This is a genomic window from Arthrobacter sp. cf158 (assembly GCF_900106835.1).
Classification (GTDB): domain Bacteria; phylum Actinomycetota; class Actinomycetes; order Actinomycetales; family Micrococcaceae; genus Arthrobacter.
On record NZ_FNNR01000001.1, the window covers coordinates 534,325 to 553,333 of the forward strand.

Consider the following 19,009-nt stretch of genomic DNA (forward strand, 5'->3'; position numbering starts at 1 on the left):
CCCTAACAAAGGTCCCCATATGTCCTCCAGCACACCCCCGAACAGGGCTGCTGATTCGCTCAAGCGCGCTGCGTCCGCACTTGGCGGCACGCTGCGCAGCCTGCGTGGCTCCGGCGGCGACGCCGGCAAACGTTCCACACGCCCAGGAAAGCCCGGAAGTCCAGGCAAATCCGGCACCCTTCGCCCCGCCGCAGTCTGGGCCGAAGCGGCTGGAACAGCCCGGGAAGCCCTTTCGCCGGCATGGCGCACAGTCCGGGCCGCGTGGCTGAAATTCGTCTGGCCCGTCCTGTCCGTGGTGAGCCTGCTGGGCTGGGTGGTCCTTGCCGCGGCGATCGGGCTGTGGTGGGCAGGGCAGGCCTGGGGCTGGCAAGAGGCGAAGTCGGCGGCCATGGTGGCGTTCCTTCTGTTCGTCCTGGCCATTGCATTCATCGTGGGCCGTTCGGCGTACGGTGTGGTCCTGGACCTCGCCCGTACCCGCGTGGCGGTGGGTGATGACGCCGTGGGCAGCATTGCGGTCTCCAACGTGTCCACCCGGCCGCTGCTTCCTGCTTCACTGGAGCTCCCCGTCGGTGCCAATACGGCCGTTTTCCATCTGCCCCGCATGAAACCGGCCCAGGTGCATGAGGACCTCTTCACCATTCCGACGGCACGCCGTGCCGTGATCGTGGTGGGCCCGGTCCGCTCCGTTCGCGCAGATCCTCTCCACCTGCTGCGCCGCCGCGTGATGTGGACTGAGCCAGTGGACCTGTACGTTCATCCCCGCACGGTGTCGTTGGGTAGCTCGGCAGCAGGCTTCATCCGGGACCTTGAAGGCATGCCCACCACAGAGCTTTCAAGCGCCGATGTGTCCTTCCACGCCCTTCGGGACTATGTGCCCGGAGATGATCGGCGCCACATCCACTGGAAAACGACGGCACGCACCAACAAGCTCATGGTCCGCCAATTCGAAGAGACCCGCCGGGCACACCTGGCCATTTCGCTGTCCATCAATACGGACGAGTACAGCTCCGAGCCGGAATTCGAGATGGCAATCTCCGTGGCCGCGTCCATCGGCCGCCAAGCCATCCGCGAACAGCGCGAGTTGGACGTCCTGACCCAGAAGGGTCCGCTCCGCTGCGAAACCGGCCGTAACCTCCTGGACGACACCACAAGGATTGTCGGGGCACCCATGCGGAAGACCGCCGTCGACCTCGCCCGGACGTTGTCGGACACCGTCCCCAACGCCTCCGTGGTGTTCTTTGTGGTGGGCAGCCACGTGACCGCCACACAGCTGCGCTCTGCGGCTGCGTCCGTCCCTCCCGGCGTCCGGAGCCTCGCGGTCCGTGTTCAACCCGGAGCGGCGCCGTCGAGGGCCAACATCGCTGACCTGACGGTCCTCACGGTTGGTGACCTGGACGATCTTGCCATTGTTCTTCGAAAGGCGGCAGCATGAGTACCGCGCCGAACCTGCGCGTACGCCCCCGCGCCGCCAAGCCCGCCAGCCGCGCCACCAGCGGATCAATGTTCGCTGATGGACGCCCCTTATGGCACTTCGCCGTCGACTGCGGCGCGCTGGTGGTCCTGCTGTTCCTGGGTGTTCTGGGTTTCAGCCTGAGTTTCGGGGGAGACCCGCACTATCTGGTGGCCGGCCTGGGCGGTGTGTTGCTGGGGCTGGGCATCGCCGTCCTGAACGCCCACCTCCGCCTGGGACTGCTGATCACGGCCGCCCTGGCCTTCGGCGCCTACATGCTGTTCGGTTCCGCCCTGGCGGTGCCGGACTCGGCCGTCCTCGGCTTCCTGCCCAGCCTTGATTCGCTGCGGACCCTTCTGCTGGGTGTGGTGTTCTCGTGGAAGGACATGCTGACCGTAGGGGTGCCGGTGGGCACGGCCAACGGCATGCTCATTGTGCCGTTCCTCAGTTCATTGCTCACGGCGCTTTCCGCCGGCCTGCTGACATGGCGCCTGAAGAGTCCTTACTGGCCGTTGCTTCCCGTGCTGGTTCTCTTCGTGACGGGTATTGCGTTCAGCACCAACGCAGGCTTCCTCACCGTAGAGCGCGGCGTCTCACTGACCATCGTCTCGATTGTCTGGGCGACCTTCCGTCGGGACGTCCTCCGCCAACGGAGCACCAAGACAGTTTCTGCCAACCGGCCGGATTCCGACGCCGGTGCTGCGCGCCGCGGCCAACTCCGGCGCCTGGGGACTGCTGCAGCCGTGATCGCCGTTGCAGTCGGCGTCACCGCCATTGCATCTCCGCTGGTCTCTGCCGGCGACGACCGGAAGGTGCTGCGCAACACGATCGTCCCGCCGTTCGATCCGCGGGACTACATCACGCCCCTGGCCAGTTTCCGAAACTTCGTCAAGGACGAGAAGGACAGCACGCTGTTCACGGTCAAGGGCCTGCCCAAGGATGCCCGTGTCCGGCTGGCGGCGCTGGATGCCTTTAACGGGCTGAACTACACCATGGACCCCAACAGCTCCGGCAACTTCAGCAAGGTTGGCGATGCCCGCTCGCTGAACACGTTGGCTGACACCGGGAGCCCCTTGAAGGGCACCAACTACGCGCTGGACATCACCATCGAGGACTACCAGGGCTATTTTGTCCCAGGCGGACGGCACACCACCGGGATGAGCTTCGCTGATACCTCCGGTGCGGCATCCGGTCTCTATTTCAACGCAGGAACTGACACCGCAGTCACCACCAAAGGCATGGCCAAGGGGGACAATTACACGGTCCAGGTCTCCGACCCCGGGACGCTGGAACACGGCCAGCTGACGCAGTACGACTTCGCGAAGCTGACGCTGCCGGAGGCAGAAGAAGTGCCACCGATCGTCGCCTCGCAGGCCAACGAGCTTTCGGCCGATGCACCCACGGCCATTGACCGTGTACGGCAGATTGAAGCGCATTTCCAGAAGAGTGGTGCTTTCAGTAATGGCTTGGTGACCGAGGGGCAGCTTCCCAGCCTCCCCGGGCACAGCGCGGCCCGCGTCCGCAATATGCTCTCCGCCAAGCAGATGCTGGGTGACGACGAGCAGTACGCCGTGTCCATGTCCCTGATGCTGCGCCATTTGGGCATTCCGTCCCGTGTGGTTATGGGCTTCTACCCGGATCCCAAGAGCCCTGAAAACGGTGCCGGGGACATCAAGATCACCGGTAAGGACGTGCACGCCTGGGTCGAGGTGGCTTTCGACCGCGTTGGCTGGGTGTCCTTCGATCCCACCCCACCCAAGGACAACGTCCCCATTCCTCCGGACCCGGAGAACAAATCCAAGCCCAAGCCGCAGGTCCTGCAGCCGCCGCCCCCGCCGCAGGAACCCGCAGACCTGCCGCCGGACTCCACACCGGACGCTTTGGACGCTGACGAGAAGAAGAACAACCCCTGGCTCTTCTGGGGTCCGCTGCTGGCAGCCATTGGAGTTGCGCTGATTCCGTTGGGGATCCTGGCGTTGCCGCTGCTGCTCATCATTCTGTTGAAAGCACGACGCCGGAAGTCGCGTTTCCGTGATGGACACCCCGCCCAGCGGGTAGGCGGCGGTTGGAACGAAGTGATCAGCCTCGCTACCGACATGGGTGCCTCGATTGACACCAAGTCCACACGGCGGGAATCCGCCACGGTCCTGGCCGATGCCTTCCCAACTGCCGGCACCACCACAACGATGCTCGCGCACCGGGCCGACGCCGCAGTATTCGGCGCTGGCCAGCCCAGCGAGGACGAGGTGAAGGAGTACTGGGAGATCGTGGACTCCTCGCTGGAAGACATCACTGGCAGCGTTGGTTTCTGGAAGCGGCAGCAAGCACGCTTCTCTCCTCGATCACTTCTTTCGGACGGCAGGGCAGCCTTGCGCCGCCGTGATCAGGCACCCACCGATCCTGGAAAACGAGGCTTCCGCTTGCCGTTCAAGAAGGACACACCAGATGAACAGTGAGACGGAACTTTGCCCGGCCTGCCGGCACGCGGTCCGTCCGGGGGCAGCGTTCTGCACCCAATGCGGGTCTCCATTGAGCAACCGCGGGGCCCGCAAGGAGGGCAATATCAACCACGCCCAGCGGGCCGCGCAGGAGTTCGCAACCCGGCAGGGACTGCCCGATCCCGGTAGTATCGCGGTAGTGTCGGCGCCGGTACAGCCGACGCATCCGGGAACAACAACAATGCCGGACCGAAGGCAGGGGCCAGGGGGAGGGACCACTATGACCACCAAGCTCGAGTTGGTGCCCGCAACTGCGGGGAAGCGCCTTGGCGCAGCCGTCCTTGACTGGCTGGGTCCAGTTGCCGTCCTTGCCACCACCTTCGCCATTGGGATTGCCGGCATTACGCAAACCCGCCGGAACGGCTTCATCGTCTACGACACAGGCCTGTTGGTCCTCTTGGGCAGCATCGGCCTTGGCGTCACAGTGGTGTACACCGTGGTGCTCCTGGCACTTGAAGCAAAGACCGGAATTACCGTTGGCAACAAGCTCATGGGGATCCGCAGTTCAGACGCCGATGGCTATGCGCCCGGAGCAGGGGCAGTGTTTGTCCGCGGAATAGTTACCGGGGGCCTCCTGCTTCTCGGCGGGATTGTTTCCGTGATTCTTTCCGCGCTGGGTTTGATTGGCCTGGTGTTGTTCATCGGGCTGCCGCTGATGGTCCTCGGAGTCGTCTGGGCCATCCTTGTGGTGGTATCCAACGCGTGGGACAAGAACGGCAAACTGCGTGGTTGGCAGGATAAAGCCGCCAAGTCGCTGATGTTTGACGTCAATGCCGGACGCAACCCCGTGACGACCGGCGGTATCCAAGGTCCTTACAGCTTTGCGCCGATGGACCTCCCGCCGGTGCAACCCGTCGCCTCTCCGGTTCCCTCAGCTTCTGCACACGGCGCATCGCCGGCCATACGCACACAGGCCGCAGCTGTGGCCACCGCCGCGCCGGCTCCGCAGCCTTCGCATGACCCCAACCAATGGCGCCCACCAACGGCACCGCGCCGGGCGTCGGTCCCGCCACAGCCGGCACCTGTGATCCCGCCGGCCGCTGCCGTGATCCCACCGCCGGCCGCTGCCGTGATCCCGGCGCACCCGGATGACGATATTGAGCGCACCCAGATGCGTCCCGGCACCGCACGGGCCCAGGCTGTCCTGCGAATCCGCATTGACGACGGCCAGGATGTCCAATTGGGCGGCTCGGTCCTTCTGGGCCGAAACCCCTCAGCGCAGGCCGGGGAGCAAGTAGAGCAGTTACTTCCCGTCTCTGATCCGGGCAGGTCCATCTCCAAAACGCACCTGCACCTGCGTGTAGAGGGCGACGGCGTCTGGGTCACTGACCGCAACTCCACCAACGGCAGCGCCGTCACTACGCCCGACGGCCTCCAGACGCGACTCCATCCGGGCGAAGCTGTTTTGGTCCGTCCCGGTTCCACCGTTCACTTTGGGGACCGTTCCTTCCACCTAGGACAAGCATGAACTCACAGTCGGCCAGCCCTGCCAACGCCGAAGCCGGTGCGGGCGCAACTTCCTTCCGTCTCAGTTACGGGTATGGGACGGACCGCGGCCTTCGACGCGAACTGAATGAAGACTCCTTCATCGCCGCGGACCCCGTCTTTGCGGTCGCTGACGGCATGGGCGGTCACGAGGCCGGCGAGATTGCCAGTGGGATGTGTGTCCGGACCTTGGGCAGTGCCCCGGAACTCTCGGCGGGTGTGCGGACGGCATCCGCTGCGGACTTGCAGGCATGCCTGTTGAAGGCCGATGCGGGTATCCGCAAGGCTACGGGAGCACGGGCGGGAACCACGTTGTCCGGTGTTGTGGTGGTTGAGCAGATGGGCCTGCCGTACTGGCTGGTCATGAATATTGGCGATTCCAGGACGTACCGGCTCAGCCAGGGCGAGTTCACCCAAGTCAGCGTTGACCACTCCGAGGTCCAGGAACTGGTTGATTCCGGTGACATCACGGCCGAGCAAGCAGCCGTCCACCCCCGCCGCCACGTAGTCACCCGTGCGTTGGGCACGGGCGACGAGACCGAAGCCGATTTCTGGTTGCTTCCCATCCAGGAAGGTGACCGGATCATGGTCTGCTCGGATGGCCTCAATGGCGAACTGGGGGATGACCACATGTTCCGGATCCTCAGCACCGTGGCTCACCCCCAGGATGCCGTGGACGCGCTGATCCAGGCTGCCCTGCGCAGCGGCGGCCGCGACAACGTCACGGTGATTGTGGTTGATGCCAAGAACGTCTTGAACGACGCCGGTATCGCCACCACTGCGCCGCGCCCGGAAGTTGGGTCCGAGGTTGAGGAGGACACGCTTCCCAGGGCCTGGGTGAATGGTACGGACGATGCGTCGGAAAACGGCCGTGAGGAAGGCATCGATGGCAAGCAGTAACCCCCTGTGGCGCACCCGCTACCAGCAGGGCGAGTGGTTTGCTGTGATCCGCAACGGAACAGTGGTGCTCCTCGGCCCGGACACGCCACATGCACTGATCGATGCGGTCTGGGAGCTTTTGGCATCCTCACCTGAAGCGCACGAGGTTCTCCACGAGGTAACGGATGCCTTCGGCGTTTCGCTGAGCCGCATCCCTCCGTTCGGCATCATCGATTCCAAGGACGGACTGCGGGTATTCCTCCGTGGCGATCTGGACCTGGCGGTCCAGTCGGAGACGGGCGAAGAAAAGTTGACGGGTCGGGACGTCACTACGTGGACCGAACGCCGGCTCGCCGGTGCTGCATCGTTCAGCCTCCGCATTGGTGGCACCACTGCGTCCGGGACTCCTGTGAAAACACTCCCGTTGAACAGCCTGCCCTTGGTGGAAGGCGTCGTTTTGCTGGCATCGCTCGACGCTGCCGCCCGCGGACACGACCACCACGACGCTACTCCGGCCATCCAGTCCGCGGGTGTTTCCACCGTGGAGCCGGAACCGGCGGTGCCCGGCCCGGTTTCCGGGCGGGTGTCCGACGAGACCATGATCGGCTATGCGGAGGCAGACCTGGGCCTGACCATCGCGCCGGGCCACCTGGGCTACGCCGCCGACGAGTCAGCAGCCCCGGAGGAGCCCGCCTCAGACGAGCCTTCTCCGGAGGAGCCTGCCTCAGGCGAGTACTCTCCGGAGGCGCCGGCCTCAGATGAGCATTCTCCCGGGGAACGTGCAGCGGTGAAGGCTCCAGTGGAATCCGCTGCGGGGGAACGCGCCGCGGAGGATCTTGCCGCCCTTGAGCCTCCTGCTTTAGAGGTGCCGGTCGTGGAAAACACATCGGAGACGCCCGAGGTTTCGGTCCACACGAGCACCACCGATCCACTGGTTCCGTCACTGGAGAACACCACCAACTATGACCACTTGTGGGACAAAACGGTGATGCGCACCATCGAAGATGCGGCCGTCCGCCTGCAGGACGAGTCCGAGGACCATGAGGGCCCCGCTCCCAAAGAGCCGGATGCCCCTCCATCCAAAGAGCCGGACGCCCCTGTGTCGGCGCCGGCGTATGCCGTGCCGGAATCCGGACCGGCACCCAGCCCGGCGACGCCTCCTGCACCGGCTCCCGCGTCGGCCCCGGCTGATGGCCTGATCGACTCCCTTCCGTGGCTGCGCAGCACTCAAGCCGCACCCGAAGCCGGGAACTCCACGGCTGGTTCTCCGCTCAAGCCGGCAGCCGATCCGGCGCCCCAGCTGCCCTCCGCCTGGCCACCATCACTGTCCCAGGCTCCTTCACCGGTCCACGCTGTGGACGAGGATTCGGATCATGACGGCCAGACGATCATGAAAAGCGTCCTTCCCTTGGACGATCATGGTGCCGACACTCCTGCGCCACCATCTGCGGCAGTCAACGGACCCAGCGTTTTGGCGAGGGTGTGTTCCCAAGGGCACGCCAACCCGCCCACCTACCCCCAGTGCTCGGTATGCGGCACGGCCCTGTCAGGCGATGCAGAGCAGGTTCCGCGTCCGCGGCTGGGCCGGATGCGGCTTTCCACGGGTGAGCTGATCGATCTCGATCAGTCGCTCATCATCGGCCGGCAGCCCTCCGTATCCCGGGTCCAAGGTGGCACCATGCCACGGCTGGTCCAGGTGGAGAGTCCCGGTGGAGACATCTCCCGCTCCCACGTTGAAGTCCGGCTGGAAGGGTGGCACGTGATGCTGTGTGATCTGAAAGCAACCAACGGCACCGTGCTCATCCGGGAGGGCCAGGCACCCCGCAGGCTCGCCCAAAACGAAATGGCCATTTTGCTTGATGGCGATATCGCAGAACTGGGTGACGATATTTCATTGCGTTTCGAGGAGATTCTTTGAGTTCCAAGAGGCCCCCCGCGCCGCCACCACCCATCCCGGGTTTCAAGTACATCAGTCTGCTCGGCTCGGGTGGATTCTCGGATGTTTACCTTTACGAACAGGACAGGCCGCGCCGAAAGGTAGCGGTCAAGGTGCTGCTGTCCGACCTGAAGACCGAGGGCGCCCGCCGTCGCTTCGAGTCCGAGGCCAACCTGATGGCCCAGCTGTCCTCGCACCCGTACATCGTGACCATCTTCGAAGCCGAGATCACCGAGAACGGGCACTCGTATCTCGCCATGGAGTACTGCTCCAGGCCAAGCCTCGATGTCCGCTACCGCCGTCAGCGGTTCAGCGTGGACGAAGTCCTGGCCGTCGGCATCCAGGTGGCTTCCGCCGTCGAAACCGCGCACCGGGCCGGCATTGTGCACCGTGATATCAAGCCGGCAAACATTCTGGTGACCGACTACAACCGTCCCGCGCTGACGGACTTCGGCATCTCCGGCACCATTGGTGCGGATACCGAGGACGACGCCGGAATGTCCATCCCGTGGTCTCCGCCAGAACAGTTCCGTGGCGGTGCAGTGGACGGCGTTCCTGTGGACATCTGGGCCCTGGGCGCTACGCTTTATACCCTGCTGGCCGGCCGGTCACCGTTCGTGCTGCCGGGGCAGGATAATTCGCAACGGGAACTGATTTCCCGTATCACCAACTCCCCATTGCCCAGGCTTGGCCGGGCCGATGTCCCGGAGTCCCTGGAACTGGTGCTGGCCACGTCCATGGCGAAGTCCCCGGACTCGCGCTATTCGTCCGCGCACGCTTTTGCCCTGGCCTTGCAGCGGATCCAGACCGAGTTGAACCTGTCCGTGACGCCCTTCGAAGTGCTCGAAGAACCCGGTCACGGAGACGAGCAGCACCCGGACGATAACTTCGAGGAAACCCGGGTCCGGAGCATCGCGGCGATCGACCCCGATGCGTCGGGTACGGCCACCACGGGTTCTGCGCCCACGTTTCCAGCCCGGACTTTCCCTTCCACCGTGCCGGGCAGCGCCTCCACACCGGCGCCGCCTGCCCAGGCAACGCACGCCACCCAGGCTACCCAGCCACCGCAGGCCGCCCCGCCACTGTTCCATGCACCGGCGCAAGGACTGTACCCGGGCCACGTTGGCCAAGCCCCGGCGGAACAGGAAACAGGGGAGTCCACCGTCCTGCGCGGTTGGCAATCCACCACGGCTCAGGACGACTCCAGCGCCACCGTCAGGCGAAGCAGTTCTCCTGCGGGGGCGCCGACCGGGACTCAGGATGACGCGCCTGCCGATCACAGCAAGCGCAATCTCTGGCTCGCCGCAACGGGCGCAGCAGTTTTGGTCGTCGCCATCGTGGTGGGCGTGGTCCTGGGCGCCCAGGCACAGCCGAAGGTGGCTCCCACCGAATCGGCCAGCAAGCCTCCCGCTGACGCTCTGAGCGACGGCAGCGTCCCCGACGTGCAGGGGCTCCACCCTGAGGTACAGTCCGGGGGCACTGGTCCGCCCCTGATCTTTTTCCGCTGGGACTACGTAGAGCTCAAGCCGGGTGACACTTTCAAATGGCGAACAAAGTCTGCAAAGTCCGAGGGGCCGTACGAGTCGACCCTTGCCAGCTTCGCGCTCCTTTCCAGCACCACGGAGAAGCCCGTCTGCGTGCAGGTCATCATTGTGCGCGCGGACGGCTCCGCCTCACCGGGCGGGCCGGATTCCATTGCCTGCCTGGAAGAGTAGCCGGCATATGACAGTTTCTTACCGCCGACTGAGGAGGCACAGATCATGGGGGATCTAGCAATAGATTTCTGTGGGGAATGGTACGAACCATCCGACGAGGACATCTTCGACATTGGCCGTGAAGGTGATCTGGAGGTGGACGACAACCCCTACCTGCACCGGCGTTTCCTTCAGATCGCCCGCTACGACGGAATGTGGTGGCTGAGCAACGTGGGCACCATGTTGTCGGCCACCATCGCGGATGGATCCGGCGGAATGCAGGCCTGGCTTGCGCCGGGGGCCAGGATCCCGCTGGTGTTCAGCCACACCAATGTCATCTTCACTGCCGGACCCACCACTTATGAGTTCGCTGTTCATTTGAAGACGCCGTCGTTCCGTCACGAGGCCCGCGACGAGGACCAAGCGGGGGACACCACCATTGGTCCCGTAGTCTTCACGGACTCGCAAAAGGCCCTGATCGTTGCCTTGGCCGAGCCGATGCTGCGACGCGAAGGAACAGGCTTCAGCGCCATTCCATCATCGGCGGAGGCGGCCAAGCGGCTGGGGTGGGCGCTGACCCGTTTCAACCGCAAGCTGGACAACGTCTGCGACAAACTTGATCGCGTGGGCGTCGTTGGCCTGCGCGGCGGAGCCGGAAAACTTGCCACCAACCGCCGTGCGCGGCTGGTGGAACACGCCGTCACCTCACATCTGGTGACTCCGGCCGATCTGCACCTTTTGGACACCATGACTGGAGCCGACGACGCATGAAGTTCCGCTTGACCTTGCGGCGTGACCCCGCTGACGCGAAGGACCTCGCCGTCACCGTAGACGGTCGCGCCACCGTGGCTGACATTGCCACCGAACTCTGGGTTGCCGACCCCGCGCGCAAGGGGACCGAACCGCCGTCGAACCTTTCCATCAGCGTGGATGAAGCGTTCGTTGGCGGCGGTCTGTCCGGCCACGTCCTGCGGCCCACTGAGAACCTGCTGGAGTCCGGGCTGCGGCCCGGTTCCAAAGTTTCACTCGCGCAGGTGAGCGAGCAGTTCGCGTCGAATGGCCACGCCTCCGGCTCCAACAGGGGACCGGCTGCGGCGACGTTGCGCGTCATGTCAGGGCCCGACGTCGGACGCGAATTTTCGCTGCCTTTCGGTACCAGCTACATCGGCCGGGACCGGGACGCCGACATCCGCCTCTCGGACCCGTTGACGTCCAAGCGCCACGCCCGCGTCACGGTGGGCGAAACCGTGGAGATCGTGGACACGAACTCCGCCAACGGCCTGCTCATGGATGGTCTGCCAGTCACCAGGGCAACGCTTGAATCGTCGGACACTGTCACGCTGGGTGACACCACCGTAGGCGTTGTTGCCCTGTCCAGGAACCACAGCGGTGGTCCGTCGTCGCCGCTGGTGGACTTCAACCGCTCGCCGCGCGTGCTACCGCGGTTCGAGTCGCCCAAGCGCGTGCCGCCGGCCGGTCCCAAGCGTCCGGAACACCAGCCGTTCCCGTACATCATGCTGGTGGCGCCACTGCTGATGGGTGGCGTGCTCTTTGCCGTGACCCAGAACCTGCTCTCGGTGCTGTTTATGGCCATGATGCCGCTGTTTATTGTGGGCCACTATGTGGACCACAAAATGCAGAGCAAGCGGGCGGCGAAGGAAGGCCACAAGCAGTTCAAGGCCGCAATGCTGGCCTTCCGTGAGGACATCGACCGGCAGCAGAACATTGAGCGCGCAGTCAGGCTCCAGGAAGCACCCTCGGTCAGCGATACCGTGGACGCGATCTACAAGCTGGGCCCGCTTTTGTGGACCAACCGCCCCGAGCACCAGCACTTCCTGGGCGTCCGTTTTGGGCTGGGTTCCGCGCCGTCCCGAATTCCCTTCGACGAGCCTGGCGCCAACGAGACCGAACCCCAGTACATGAGGGAAATCCAGGAGTGCCTTCAGCAGGTCCGTGTCATCGAGGGTGTGCCGATTGTGTCGCAGCTGCGTACCTCGGGCTCGTTCGGCGTGGCGGGAGACCGCGCTGTGGTGGACGACGTGGCACGGGGCATGGTGCTCCAGTTGGTGGGTCTCCATTCGCCCGCCGAGGTTGTCCTGACCTCGCTGACTTCGGCCCGATCCCGTGAACGCTGGGACTGGCTCCAGTGGCTCCCGCACGTTGGGTCCGGCCACAGCCCCCTGTCCGGTGACCACCTCGCAGCAGGACCCGGAGCAGGGGCCGCACTGTTGTCGCGCCTCGAAAGCCTGGTGGAAGAACGCGAATCAATGGCCAAGGAGCCGGGTCCGCAGCCGCGGCCCGGGCTCAAGGACGAGCATGAGGAACTTCCCGGCCCGGTAGTGCCTGCTGTCCTGGTGATCGTGGAGGACGATGCTCCCGTGGACCGCGGACGCCTCACCCGTTTGGTGGAACGCGGACCCGACTACGGCGTGCACATCATGTGGGTGGCCGCCAACGTGCAGTCCCTTCCGGCAGCCTGCCGCGATTTCCTTTCCGTCGACGGGGATCACGGCACCACCACAGGTCAGGTCCGCCTGGGCCGCCACACCTATCCGGTGAGCTGTGAAAGCCTGGACGCGGATCTGGCGACGCAACTCGCGCGCATGATGTCGCCGCTGGTGGACGTCGGAAACCCGCTCGACGACGACTCCGACCTCCCGCGGGCCGTCTCCTATGCCACGTTGATTGGCAAGGAGCTCATGGACAACCCGCAAGCGGTGGCCGAGCGCTGGCAGGAGAACAACTCTGTCCACGCAACGGCGGTGCCCAACCGCAAGGACAACGGCAGCCTCCGTGCCCTGGTGGGTTCCAAGGGCGTGGAGCCCTTCTACCTTGACCTCAAGAACGAAGGCCCGCACGCACTCGTGGGGGGAACAACAGGAGCCGGTAAGTCTGAGTTCCTGCAGTCCTGGGTCATGGGTATGGCTGCGGCTTACAGCCCGGACCGGGTCAGCTTCCTGTTTGTGGATTACAAGGGCGGCGCTGCGTTCGCGGACTGCCTGCACCTGCCCCACACCGTGGGCCTGGTGACGGACTTGTCCCCGCACCTGGTCCGCAGGGCCCTGACCTCCCTGCGCGCTGAACTGCACTACCGGGAACGGCTCCTGAACCGCAAGAAAGCGAAGGACCTGTTGGCGCTGCAACGCGAGGCCGATCCTGAAGCACCGCCCTATCTCATCATCATCGTGGACGAGTTCGCTGCCTTGGCTACCGAGGTTCCCGAGTTCGTCGACGGCGTGGTGGATGTGGCGGCCCGTGGCCGTTCGCTGGGCCTGCATCTGATCCTCGCCACCCAGCGGCCCGCCGGTGTGATCAAGGACAACCTGCGTGCCAACACGAACCTGCGCGTCGCCCTTCGTATGGCTGATGAAGTGGACGCCGTGGATATCCTTGGCGTTCCCACTGCTGCCTACTTTGATCCGTCAATCCCCGGACGCGGTGCCGCGAAAACCGGCCCCGGACGCATCCAGGGCTTCCAGACCGGGTATGCCGGCGGCTGGACCACGGACAAGCCCCAGCGTCCGCGGATCGACATCGTGGAGATGGCGTTCGGTTCCGGTCCCACATGGGAACCGCCGTTGGTGGCCCAAGTGGAGGAAGAACCGGCCGGACCCAACGACATTGCCAGGATGACCGGAAACATCATCCGTGCCGCTGACGTTCTGTCGATAGACCCTCCCCGGAAGCCGTGGCTCAACGAACTTGCCACAACCTACGACTTCTCCAAGCTCCCCAACCCACGTACGGATGAGCGTCTCCTGCTGGGCGTGGCGGACGATCCCGCGCACCAGGACCAGCCCACCGTGTTCTACGAACCGGACAAGGACGGCAACATGGCCGTCTATGGCACGGGCGGATCAGGAAAGTCGGCGGCGTTGCGCAGCATCGCGATCGCCGCGGCTGTCACACCCCGCGGTGGTCCCGTGCATGTTTACGGCATCGACTGCGGCTCCTCCGGGCTGAAGATGCTGGACGGACTTCCGCACGTTGGCGAGATCATTAACGGCGACGACGTCGAACGTGTGGGCAGGCTTTTGCGCTGGCTCAAGGAAGTGGCTGACGATCGCGCCGCCCGGTTTGCCGAGGTCAGGGCCTCCACCATCGTCGAGTACCGCCAGTTGGCCAACAGGCCCGACGAAAAGCGGATCTTCATCCTGGTGGACGGCATGTCCTCGTTCCGGGAGGGCTACGAATACAGCAAGTTGTCGGCGTTGTGGGACATCTTCCTCACGCTGGCCACAGACGGCCGTCCCCTGGGCATCCACCTGGTAGTGAGCGGTGACCGCACCAACTCCGTTCCGGCGTCGCTCCTGGCCTCCATCCAGAAGCGGCTGGTCCTGCGACTCAGCTCCGAGGACGACTACATGACCCTGGACGTTCCCAAGGATGTGCTCAACGCAGCGTCGCCTCCCGGGCGTGGGCTGTTGGATGGGCTGGAAGTGCAGCTCGCCGTGCTGGGTGGCAACTCCAACCTCGCCCTGCAAGCACGCGAAGTGGCCAAGCTCAGCCAGGCGATGGTCCGGCAAGGGCTCGAGCAGGCACCCCAGATCCAGCGCCTTCCGGAGTTGGTTGACCTGGACATCCTGCCCTCGGGTGCTCCGGACAACCCCGTGATTGGCGTGGACGACGAGACACTGGGTTCCGCGGCGATCGCTGCCAAAGGCTCCCTCCTCCTGGCAGGTCCGCCGGGTGCCGGCCGCACGGTGGCGCTGGTCACCTTGGCGTATGCCTTGCGACGCTCCAACCCGCGGACCGACCTCATCTACATCGGTTCGAGGCGCTCAGCGGTAGCCTCACTGAATATCTGGAGCAGGTCCCTGGTGGGCCCGGACGAAGTCTCTGATGTGGTGGATGACCTGATCGACAAAGCCTCGGACAACCCCGGCAGCATGGCCATCTTCATCGAGGGACTGACCGAGTTCACCGACACACTGGCTGAATCCGGCGTGGGCCGCTTGGTCACGGCCGCCATCAAGGCAGATCAATGGGTAGTAGGTGAGTCTGAAACCTCCACGTGGTCCCAGGCCTGGTCCCTTGCCCAGCCCTTCAAGTCCGGTCGCCGTGGACTGTTGCTCAATCCCGGGGACGTGGAGGGTGACAGCCTGCTCAACACCTCCTTGGGCCGCATCAGTACGGACTTCATCCCAGGCCGCGGATACATCGTGGGACGTGGAAAGGTACGCAAACTGCAGATCGCGATGCCACCGGAAAACCGAAGCTAGGATTTGCGGCGGCGCGGGGGATGTAGGAGTATTTCACGAAACGCCCCAACTTCCTGATTACTGGGCACGCCCCAACGCCCAGCTGAGGTTACCTTCATGCGACACTCCGTTGTCCCCTCCGTCCTGTTGGCCGCCGGCTTACTGCTGGCGCCGGCTGCCGCCGCCCAGGCTGCTCCGTGCGACGGCAAGTTTTCCTGTGCTCCCAGCGAGGGGGCCGACGACCCGACGCCGACGCAGCCTGCGCTTGCTCCTGAAGCGGACAAGAAGCCAACTCCCAACCCGGAGCCAACCCGGGCGCGTGAGACCCAGGTAGCGCCGGCACCGGCCGCGCCGCAGCCCACGGTCGAGGCGCCACGACCCGTGGTGAGCCAGGCCCCGGTGAGCGTGGCACCCCAGCCCGCCGCTCCGACGTCGGGCCCGTCCGAACCTGTCCCGGAAGCCACATCGGCGTCAGCAACGCCGTCGGCCTCTCCCACCGCCAGCGCCACCTCGGCCAGCCCAAGTCCCTCCAAGTCCTCCAACTGGAACACTCCCGTGGACAAGGGACAGGAAACGCAGGCAGCCGTGCTGGCGTCCAACTCCATTTCGGGTCCCAACATGCTCGGCTTGTTCGGCATCCTGGGGGGCGTGCTGTTGGTGGGCTTGGGCGGACTGGCGTTCGCACTGTGGAGCAAGAACCGCCTCTCGTCGCACTAGCAACCCTTTAATGTCCGTGGCTTGCGGCAAGATAGACCTGTGAGCACACCAGAAACTGCGAATCCGGTAGAAACCACGGCTGAAGAGACGGCGGCCGCCATCGTGGAGGCAGAGGGGACCCCACCCTCGGAGTCTTTGCGGGACGAATACGAGCAGCTGGCCGACCTCGTCCGTAAGTACCGGTATGCCTATTACCAGGAAGACTCGCCCACGGTGTCGGACGCCGAGTTCGATGAACTTTACCGTCGCCTGGAGGAGCTGGAAGCACTTCACCCCGAACTGGTCTCCAACGATTCACCCACGCAGGAAGTCGGCGGGGAAGTCTCCTCAGCGTTTGCTGCAGTGGAGCACCTGCAGCGCATGTACAGCCTGGACGACGTCTTCTCACTGGATGAACTCGAGGCCTGGGTCCGTAAGGCCGAAGCCTCGGTGGCGAAGCTCGGTGATTCCGTTCCGCCCATCGCATGGTTGACCGAGTTGAAGATTGACGGCCTTGCCGTGAACCTGCTCTACCGTGACGGCAAACTGGTCCGTGCTGCGACGCGCGGCGACGGCACCACCGGTGAAGACATCACCCACAACGTCCTCACCATCAAAGAGATCCCACGGGAGCTCAGCGGCTCCGGTTACCCCTCCGAAGTGGAGATCCGGGGCGAGGTGTTTATCCCTTCCAAGGCCTTCCTTGAGTTCAACGAAACCCTGGTGGCTGCCGGCAAAGCACCGCTGGCGAATCCCCGCAACGCTGCTGCCGGTTCGCTGCGGCAGAAGGATCCCGCGGAAACTGCAAAGCGGCCCCTCAGCATGTTTGTTCACGGAATTGGTGCCCGGGAGGGACTGGAAGCCAAGAGCCAGTCCGAAACGTACAAGCTCCTTGAGGCCTGGGGGCTTCCTGTCAGCCCGTATCTCAAGGTTCTGGACTCGTTCAAGGACGTCCTGGCGTTCATAGCCGATTACGGGGAGCGGCGCCATAAGCTCCTGCACGAGATCGATGGCATCGTGGTCAAGATCGATGACTTCGCTACCCAGCGGGCGCTCGGGTACACATCCCGCGTGCCCAGGTGGGCTGCCGCCTACAAGTACCCGCCGGAGGAAGTCCACACCAAGCTCCTGGACATCGCTGTCAACGTTGGCCGCACCGGGCGTGTGACGCCGTTCGGATTGATGGAGCCCGTGAAGGTTGCCGGTTCCACGGTGGGGATGGCTACGCTCCACAACCAGGATGTGGTCAAGGCCAAGGGAGTGATGATTGGCGACATCGTCATCCTCCGTAAAGCCGGCGATGTCATTCCGGAAATTGTGGGCCCAGTGCTGGCCCTGCGCGACAAACAGGACCCGCCGGTTCGCGAGTTCGTGATGCCCACCGAATGCCCGTCCTGTGGCACTCCGCTGGCACCGGCGAAGGAAAGCGACGTAGACATCCGTTGCCCCAACGCCAAGTCCTGCCCGTCGCAGTTGCGTGAGCGCGTCTTCCATGTGGCCAGCAGGGGCGCCTTCGATATCGAAGCCCTTGGCTGGGAAGCCGCTGTTGCCCTCACACAGCCCGCAGAGCCGGAGACGCCGCCACTTACCAGCGAGGCCCGCCTGTTCAGCCTGACGCGCGAGGACCTGGCCGATGTCCTGATCCGCCGGGAAAAGCGTTCCAAGGGTGTGGGCACGGGAGAGTACGAGCTTGTTCCGTACTTCTACACCAAGGGAACGGCCAAGTCCCCGTCCAAGCCCACGGCAACCACGGAGAAACTCTTCGTGGAGTTGGAGAAGGCCAAGAAGCAGCCGCTGTGGCGCGTGCTGGTGGCTCTCTCCATCCGGCATGTGGGCCCCACTGCCTCGCGAGCCTTGGCCACTGCGTTTGGCAGCATGGAAGCCATCCGCAACGCCACGGAAGAGCAAATGGCCCACGTTGATGGCGTGGGACCCACCATTGCGGTGGCCCTGAAGGAATGGTTCGCGGTGGATTGGCACAACGAGATCGTGGACAGCTGGGCCGCGGCGGGCGTGCGCATGGAGGACGAACGCGATACCTCGGTGCCACGGACCCTTGAAGGCCTCACAGTGGTAGTCACCGGTACGCTGCCCAACTTCAGCCGTGACGAAGCGAAGGAAGCCATCATCATCCGTGGCGGCAAGGCCTCCGGCTCCGTCTCCAAGAACACCAGTTACGTGGTGGCTGGTGAGAGCGCAGGCACCAAGCTGGACAAGGCAGAGCAGCTGGGCGTTCCCGTTCTGGATGAGGACGGATTCCGCGATCTCCTGGCCAATGGGCCGGCTACGCCTGACACAGAATCTGACGCGGTGCCCGAAGAAGCAGCTGCGGAAGCAGCCTCCGAATGACGGACGTCCAAGAGCTCCTTGCCGTTGCCAAACGGGCCGCCGCAGCGGGTGCTGCCGTCCTGGCGCAGCGGTCCGTCAACGGCACGGGAGGCGATGGCCTGGGAACCAGCAACAAGGGCGAGGCCGGTGACTGGGTTACGGCCTTCGATGTCGCGGCGGAGAATGCCGTCCGGGAAGCCATCATCGCCGAACGCCCCCACGACGCCATCACCGGGGAAGAACACGGGACAACCCGTCCCGAACAATCGTCCGGATACCGCTGGTCCATTGATCCCCTGGACGGGACCACCAACTTCATCCGCAACATCGTCTATTACGCCACCTCGGTGGCCGTGGCGGATTCCGACGGCGTGTGGTTGGCCGGCGTAGTTCACGCGCCGGCGCTGGGGCGCGTCTATTCGGCGGCCCGTGGACATGGAGCGTGGCTTGAGGCGTCCGGAGAGACAACCCGGCTGGCCGGGCCGGTTCCCGGGCGCAAAGGACTCATTCTGGCCACGGGCTTCAGCTACGATCCCGCTACCCGGGCCAATCAGTCAGCCGGGCTCTCTGAGCTCATGGACGGGTTTGCTGACGTTCGGCGCCTGGGCTCGGCGGCTTTGGATCTGTGCCTGGTGGCCGACGGTACCTTTGACGCTTACGGGGAGCGTGGCTTGAACGAGCATGACTTCTCCGCGGGCGCCCTTGTTGCCGAGGAGGCTGGCTGCTGGGTGCGACGCCCACGTCTGGAAAGCCCTCTCGACGGCGGCCCCAGTACCGAGGATCGCCTGGCTGCGTGGATGTGTGCAGGCACCTTGGAACTGTCCGGCAAGTTCCCTTTGTAA

Annotated in this window: 11 protein-coding genes; all 11 read left to right on the forward strand. The window is 64.6% G+C overall.

All coding sequences use genetic code 11. From position 1 onward, the window contains the following. The first annotated feature begins 19 nt into the window (after positions 1-19). The 11 genes from BLW08_RS02370 to BLW08_RS02420 all read left to right on the forward strand — a co-directional run bounded on the left by BLW08_RS02370 (position 20) and on the right by BLW08_RS02420 (position 19,009). Positions 20-1,432, forward strand: coding sequence for a DUF58 domain-containing protein (locus BLW08_RS02370; RefSeq protein WP_090819531.1), 1,413 nt, complete (start codon positions 20-22; stop codon positions 1,430-1,432). After that, positions 1,429-3,906, forward strand: a complete 2,478-nt coding sequence (locus BLW08_RS02375; protein WP_091323152.1) for a transglutaminase TgpA family protein — start codon at positions 1,429-1,431, stop codon at positions 3,904-3,906. The genes BLW08_RS02370 and BLW08_RS02375 overlap by 4 nt, the downstream gene beginning before the upstream one ends. Further along, positions 3,896-5,416 carry an RDD family protein gene (locus BLW08_RS02380; protein WP_091323153.1) on the forward strand — a complete coding sequence of 507 codons (1,521 nt, stop codon included), beginning with the start codon at positions 3,896-3,898 and terminating at the stop codon, positions 5,414-5,416. The genes BLW08_RS02375 and BLW08_RS02380 overlap by 11 nt, the downstream gene beginning before the upstream one ends. Next, positions 5,413-6,333: a PP2C family protein-serine/threonine phosphatase gene (locus tag BLW08_RS02385; protein ID WP_090819524.1), complete on the forward strand. Its 921-nt coding sequence runs from the start codon at positions 5,413-5,415 to the stop codon at positions 6,331-6,333. The genes BLW08_RS02380 and BLW08_RS02385 overlap by 4 nt, the downstream gene beginning before the upstream one ends. Further along, a complete protein-coding gene (locus tag BLW08_RS02390) occupies positions 6,320-8,230 on the forward strand; it encodes an FHA domain-containing protein (protein WP_091323155.1) in 1,911 nt (636 codons plus the stop codon). The genes BLW08_RS02385 and BLW08_RS02390 overlap by 14 nt, the downstream gene beginning before the upstream one ends. Beyond that, positions 8,227-9,963, forward strand: a complete 1,737-nt coding sequence (locus tag BLW08_RS02395; RefSeq protein WP_091323157.1) for a serine/threonine-protein kinase — start codon at positions 8,227-8,229, stop codon at positions 9,961-9,963. The genes BLW08_RS02390 and BLW08_RS02395 overlap by 4 nt, the downstream gene beginning before the upstream one ends. 45 nt (positions 9,964-10,008) lie before the next feature. Then, positions 10,009-10,713, forward strand: a complete 705-nt coding sequence (locus tag BLW08_RS02400) for a hypothetical protein (protein WP_090819515.1) — start codon at positions 10,009-10,011, stop codon at positions 10,711-10,713. After that, positions 10,710-15,164 (forward strand): FtsK/SpoIIIE domain-containing protein, encoded by a 4,455-nt coding sequence (locus tag BLW08_RS02405; protein WP_090819511.1) that lies wholly within the window; start codon positions 10,710-10,712, stop codon positions 15,162-15,164. Before BLW08_RS02400 ends, BLW08_RS02405 begins: the two co-directional genes overlap by 4 nt. A 96-nt stretch (positions 15,165-15,260) precedes the next feature. Then, positions 15,261-15,860: a hypothetical protein gene (locus BLW08_RS02410; RefSeq protein ID WP_090819508.1), complete on the forward strand. Its 600-nt coding sequence runs from the start codon at positions 15,261-15,263 to the stop codon at positions 15,858-15,860. Positions 15,861-15,899: 39 nt separating this feature from the next. After that, positions 15,900-18,188: an NAD-dependent DNA ligase LigA gene (ligA, locus tag BLW08_RS02415; RefSeq protein WP_091323158.1), complete on the forward strand. Its 2,289-nt coding sequence runs from the start codon at positions 15,900-15,902 to the stop codon at positions 18,186-18,188. After that, the gene (locus BLW08_RS02420; protein WP_091323161.1) at positions 18,185-19,009 is read left to right on the forward strand and encodes an inositol monophosphatase family protein; all 825 of its coding nucleotides are present in this window, start codon (positions 18,185-18,187) and stop codon (positions 19,007-19,009) included. Before ligA ends, BLW08_RS02420 begins: the two co-directional genes overlap by 4 nt.

What these genes read in the sequence shown, in the direction of transcription:
- BLW08_RS02405 (WP_090819511.1), top strand. Translation starts at nt 10,710, where the DNA reads ATGAAGTTCCGCTTGACCTTGCGGCGTGACCCCGCTGACGCGAAGGAC.
- BLW08_RS02410 (WP_090819508.1), top strand. Translation starts at nt 15,261, where the DNA reads ATGCGACACTCCGTTGTCCCCTCCGTCCTGTTGGCCGCCGGCTTACTG.
- BLW08_RS02400 (WP_090819515.1), top strand. Translation starts at nt 10,009, where the DNA reads ATGGGGGATCTAGCAATAGATTTCTGTGGGGAATGGTACGAACCATCC.
- BLW08_RS02420 (WP_091323161.1), top strand. Translation starts at nt 18,185, where the DNA reads ATGACGGACGTCCAAGAGCTCCTTGCCGTTGCCAAACGGGCCGCCGCA.
- BLW08_RS02370 (WP_090819531.1), top strand. Translation starts at nt 20, where the DNA reads ATGTCCTCCAGCACACCCCCGAACAGGGCTGCTGATTCGCTCAAGCGC.
- BLW08_RS02380 (WP_091323153.1), top strand. Translation starts at nt 3,896, where the DNA reads ATGAACAGTGAGACGGAACTTTGCCCGGCCTGCCGGCACGCGGTCCGT.
- BLW08_RS02385 (WP_090819524.1), top strand. Translation starts at nt 5,413, where the DNA reads ATGAACTCACAGTCGGCCAGCCCTGCCAACGCCGAAGCCGGTGCGGGC.
- BLW08_RS02390 (WP_091323155.1), top strand. Translation starts at nt 6,320, where the DNA reads ATGGCAAGCAGTAACCCCCTGTGGCGCACCCGCTACCAGCAGGGCGAG.
- BLW08_RS02375 (WP_091323152.1), top strand. Translation starts at nt 1,429, where the DNA reads ATGAGTACCGCGCCGAACCTGCGCGTACGCCCCCGCGCCGCCAAGCCC.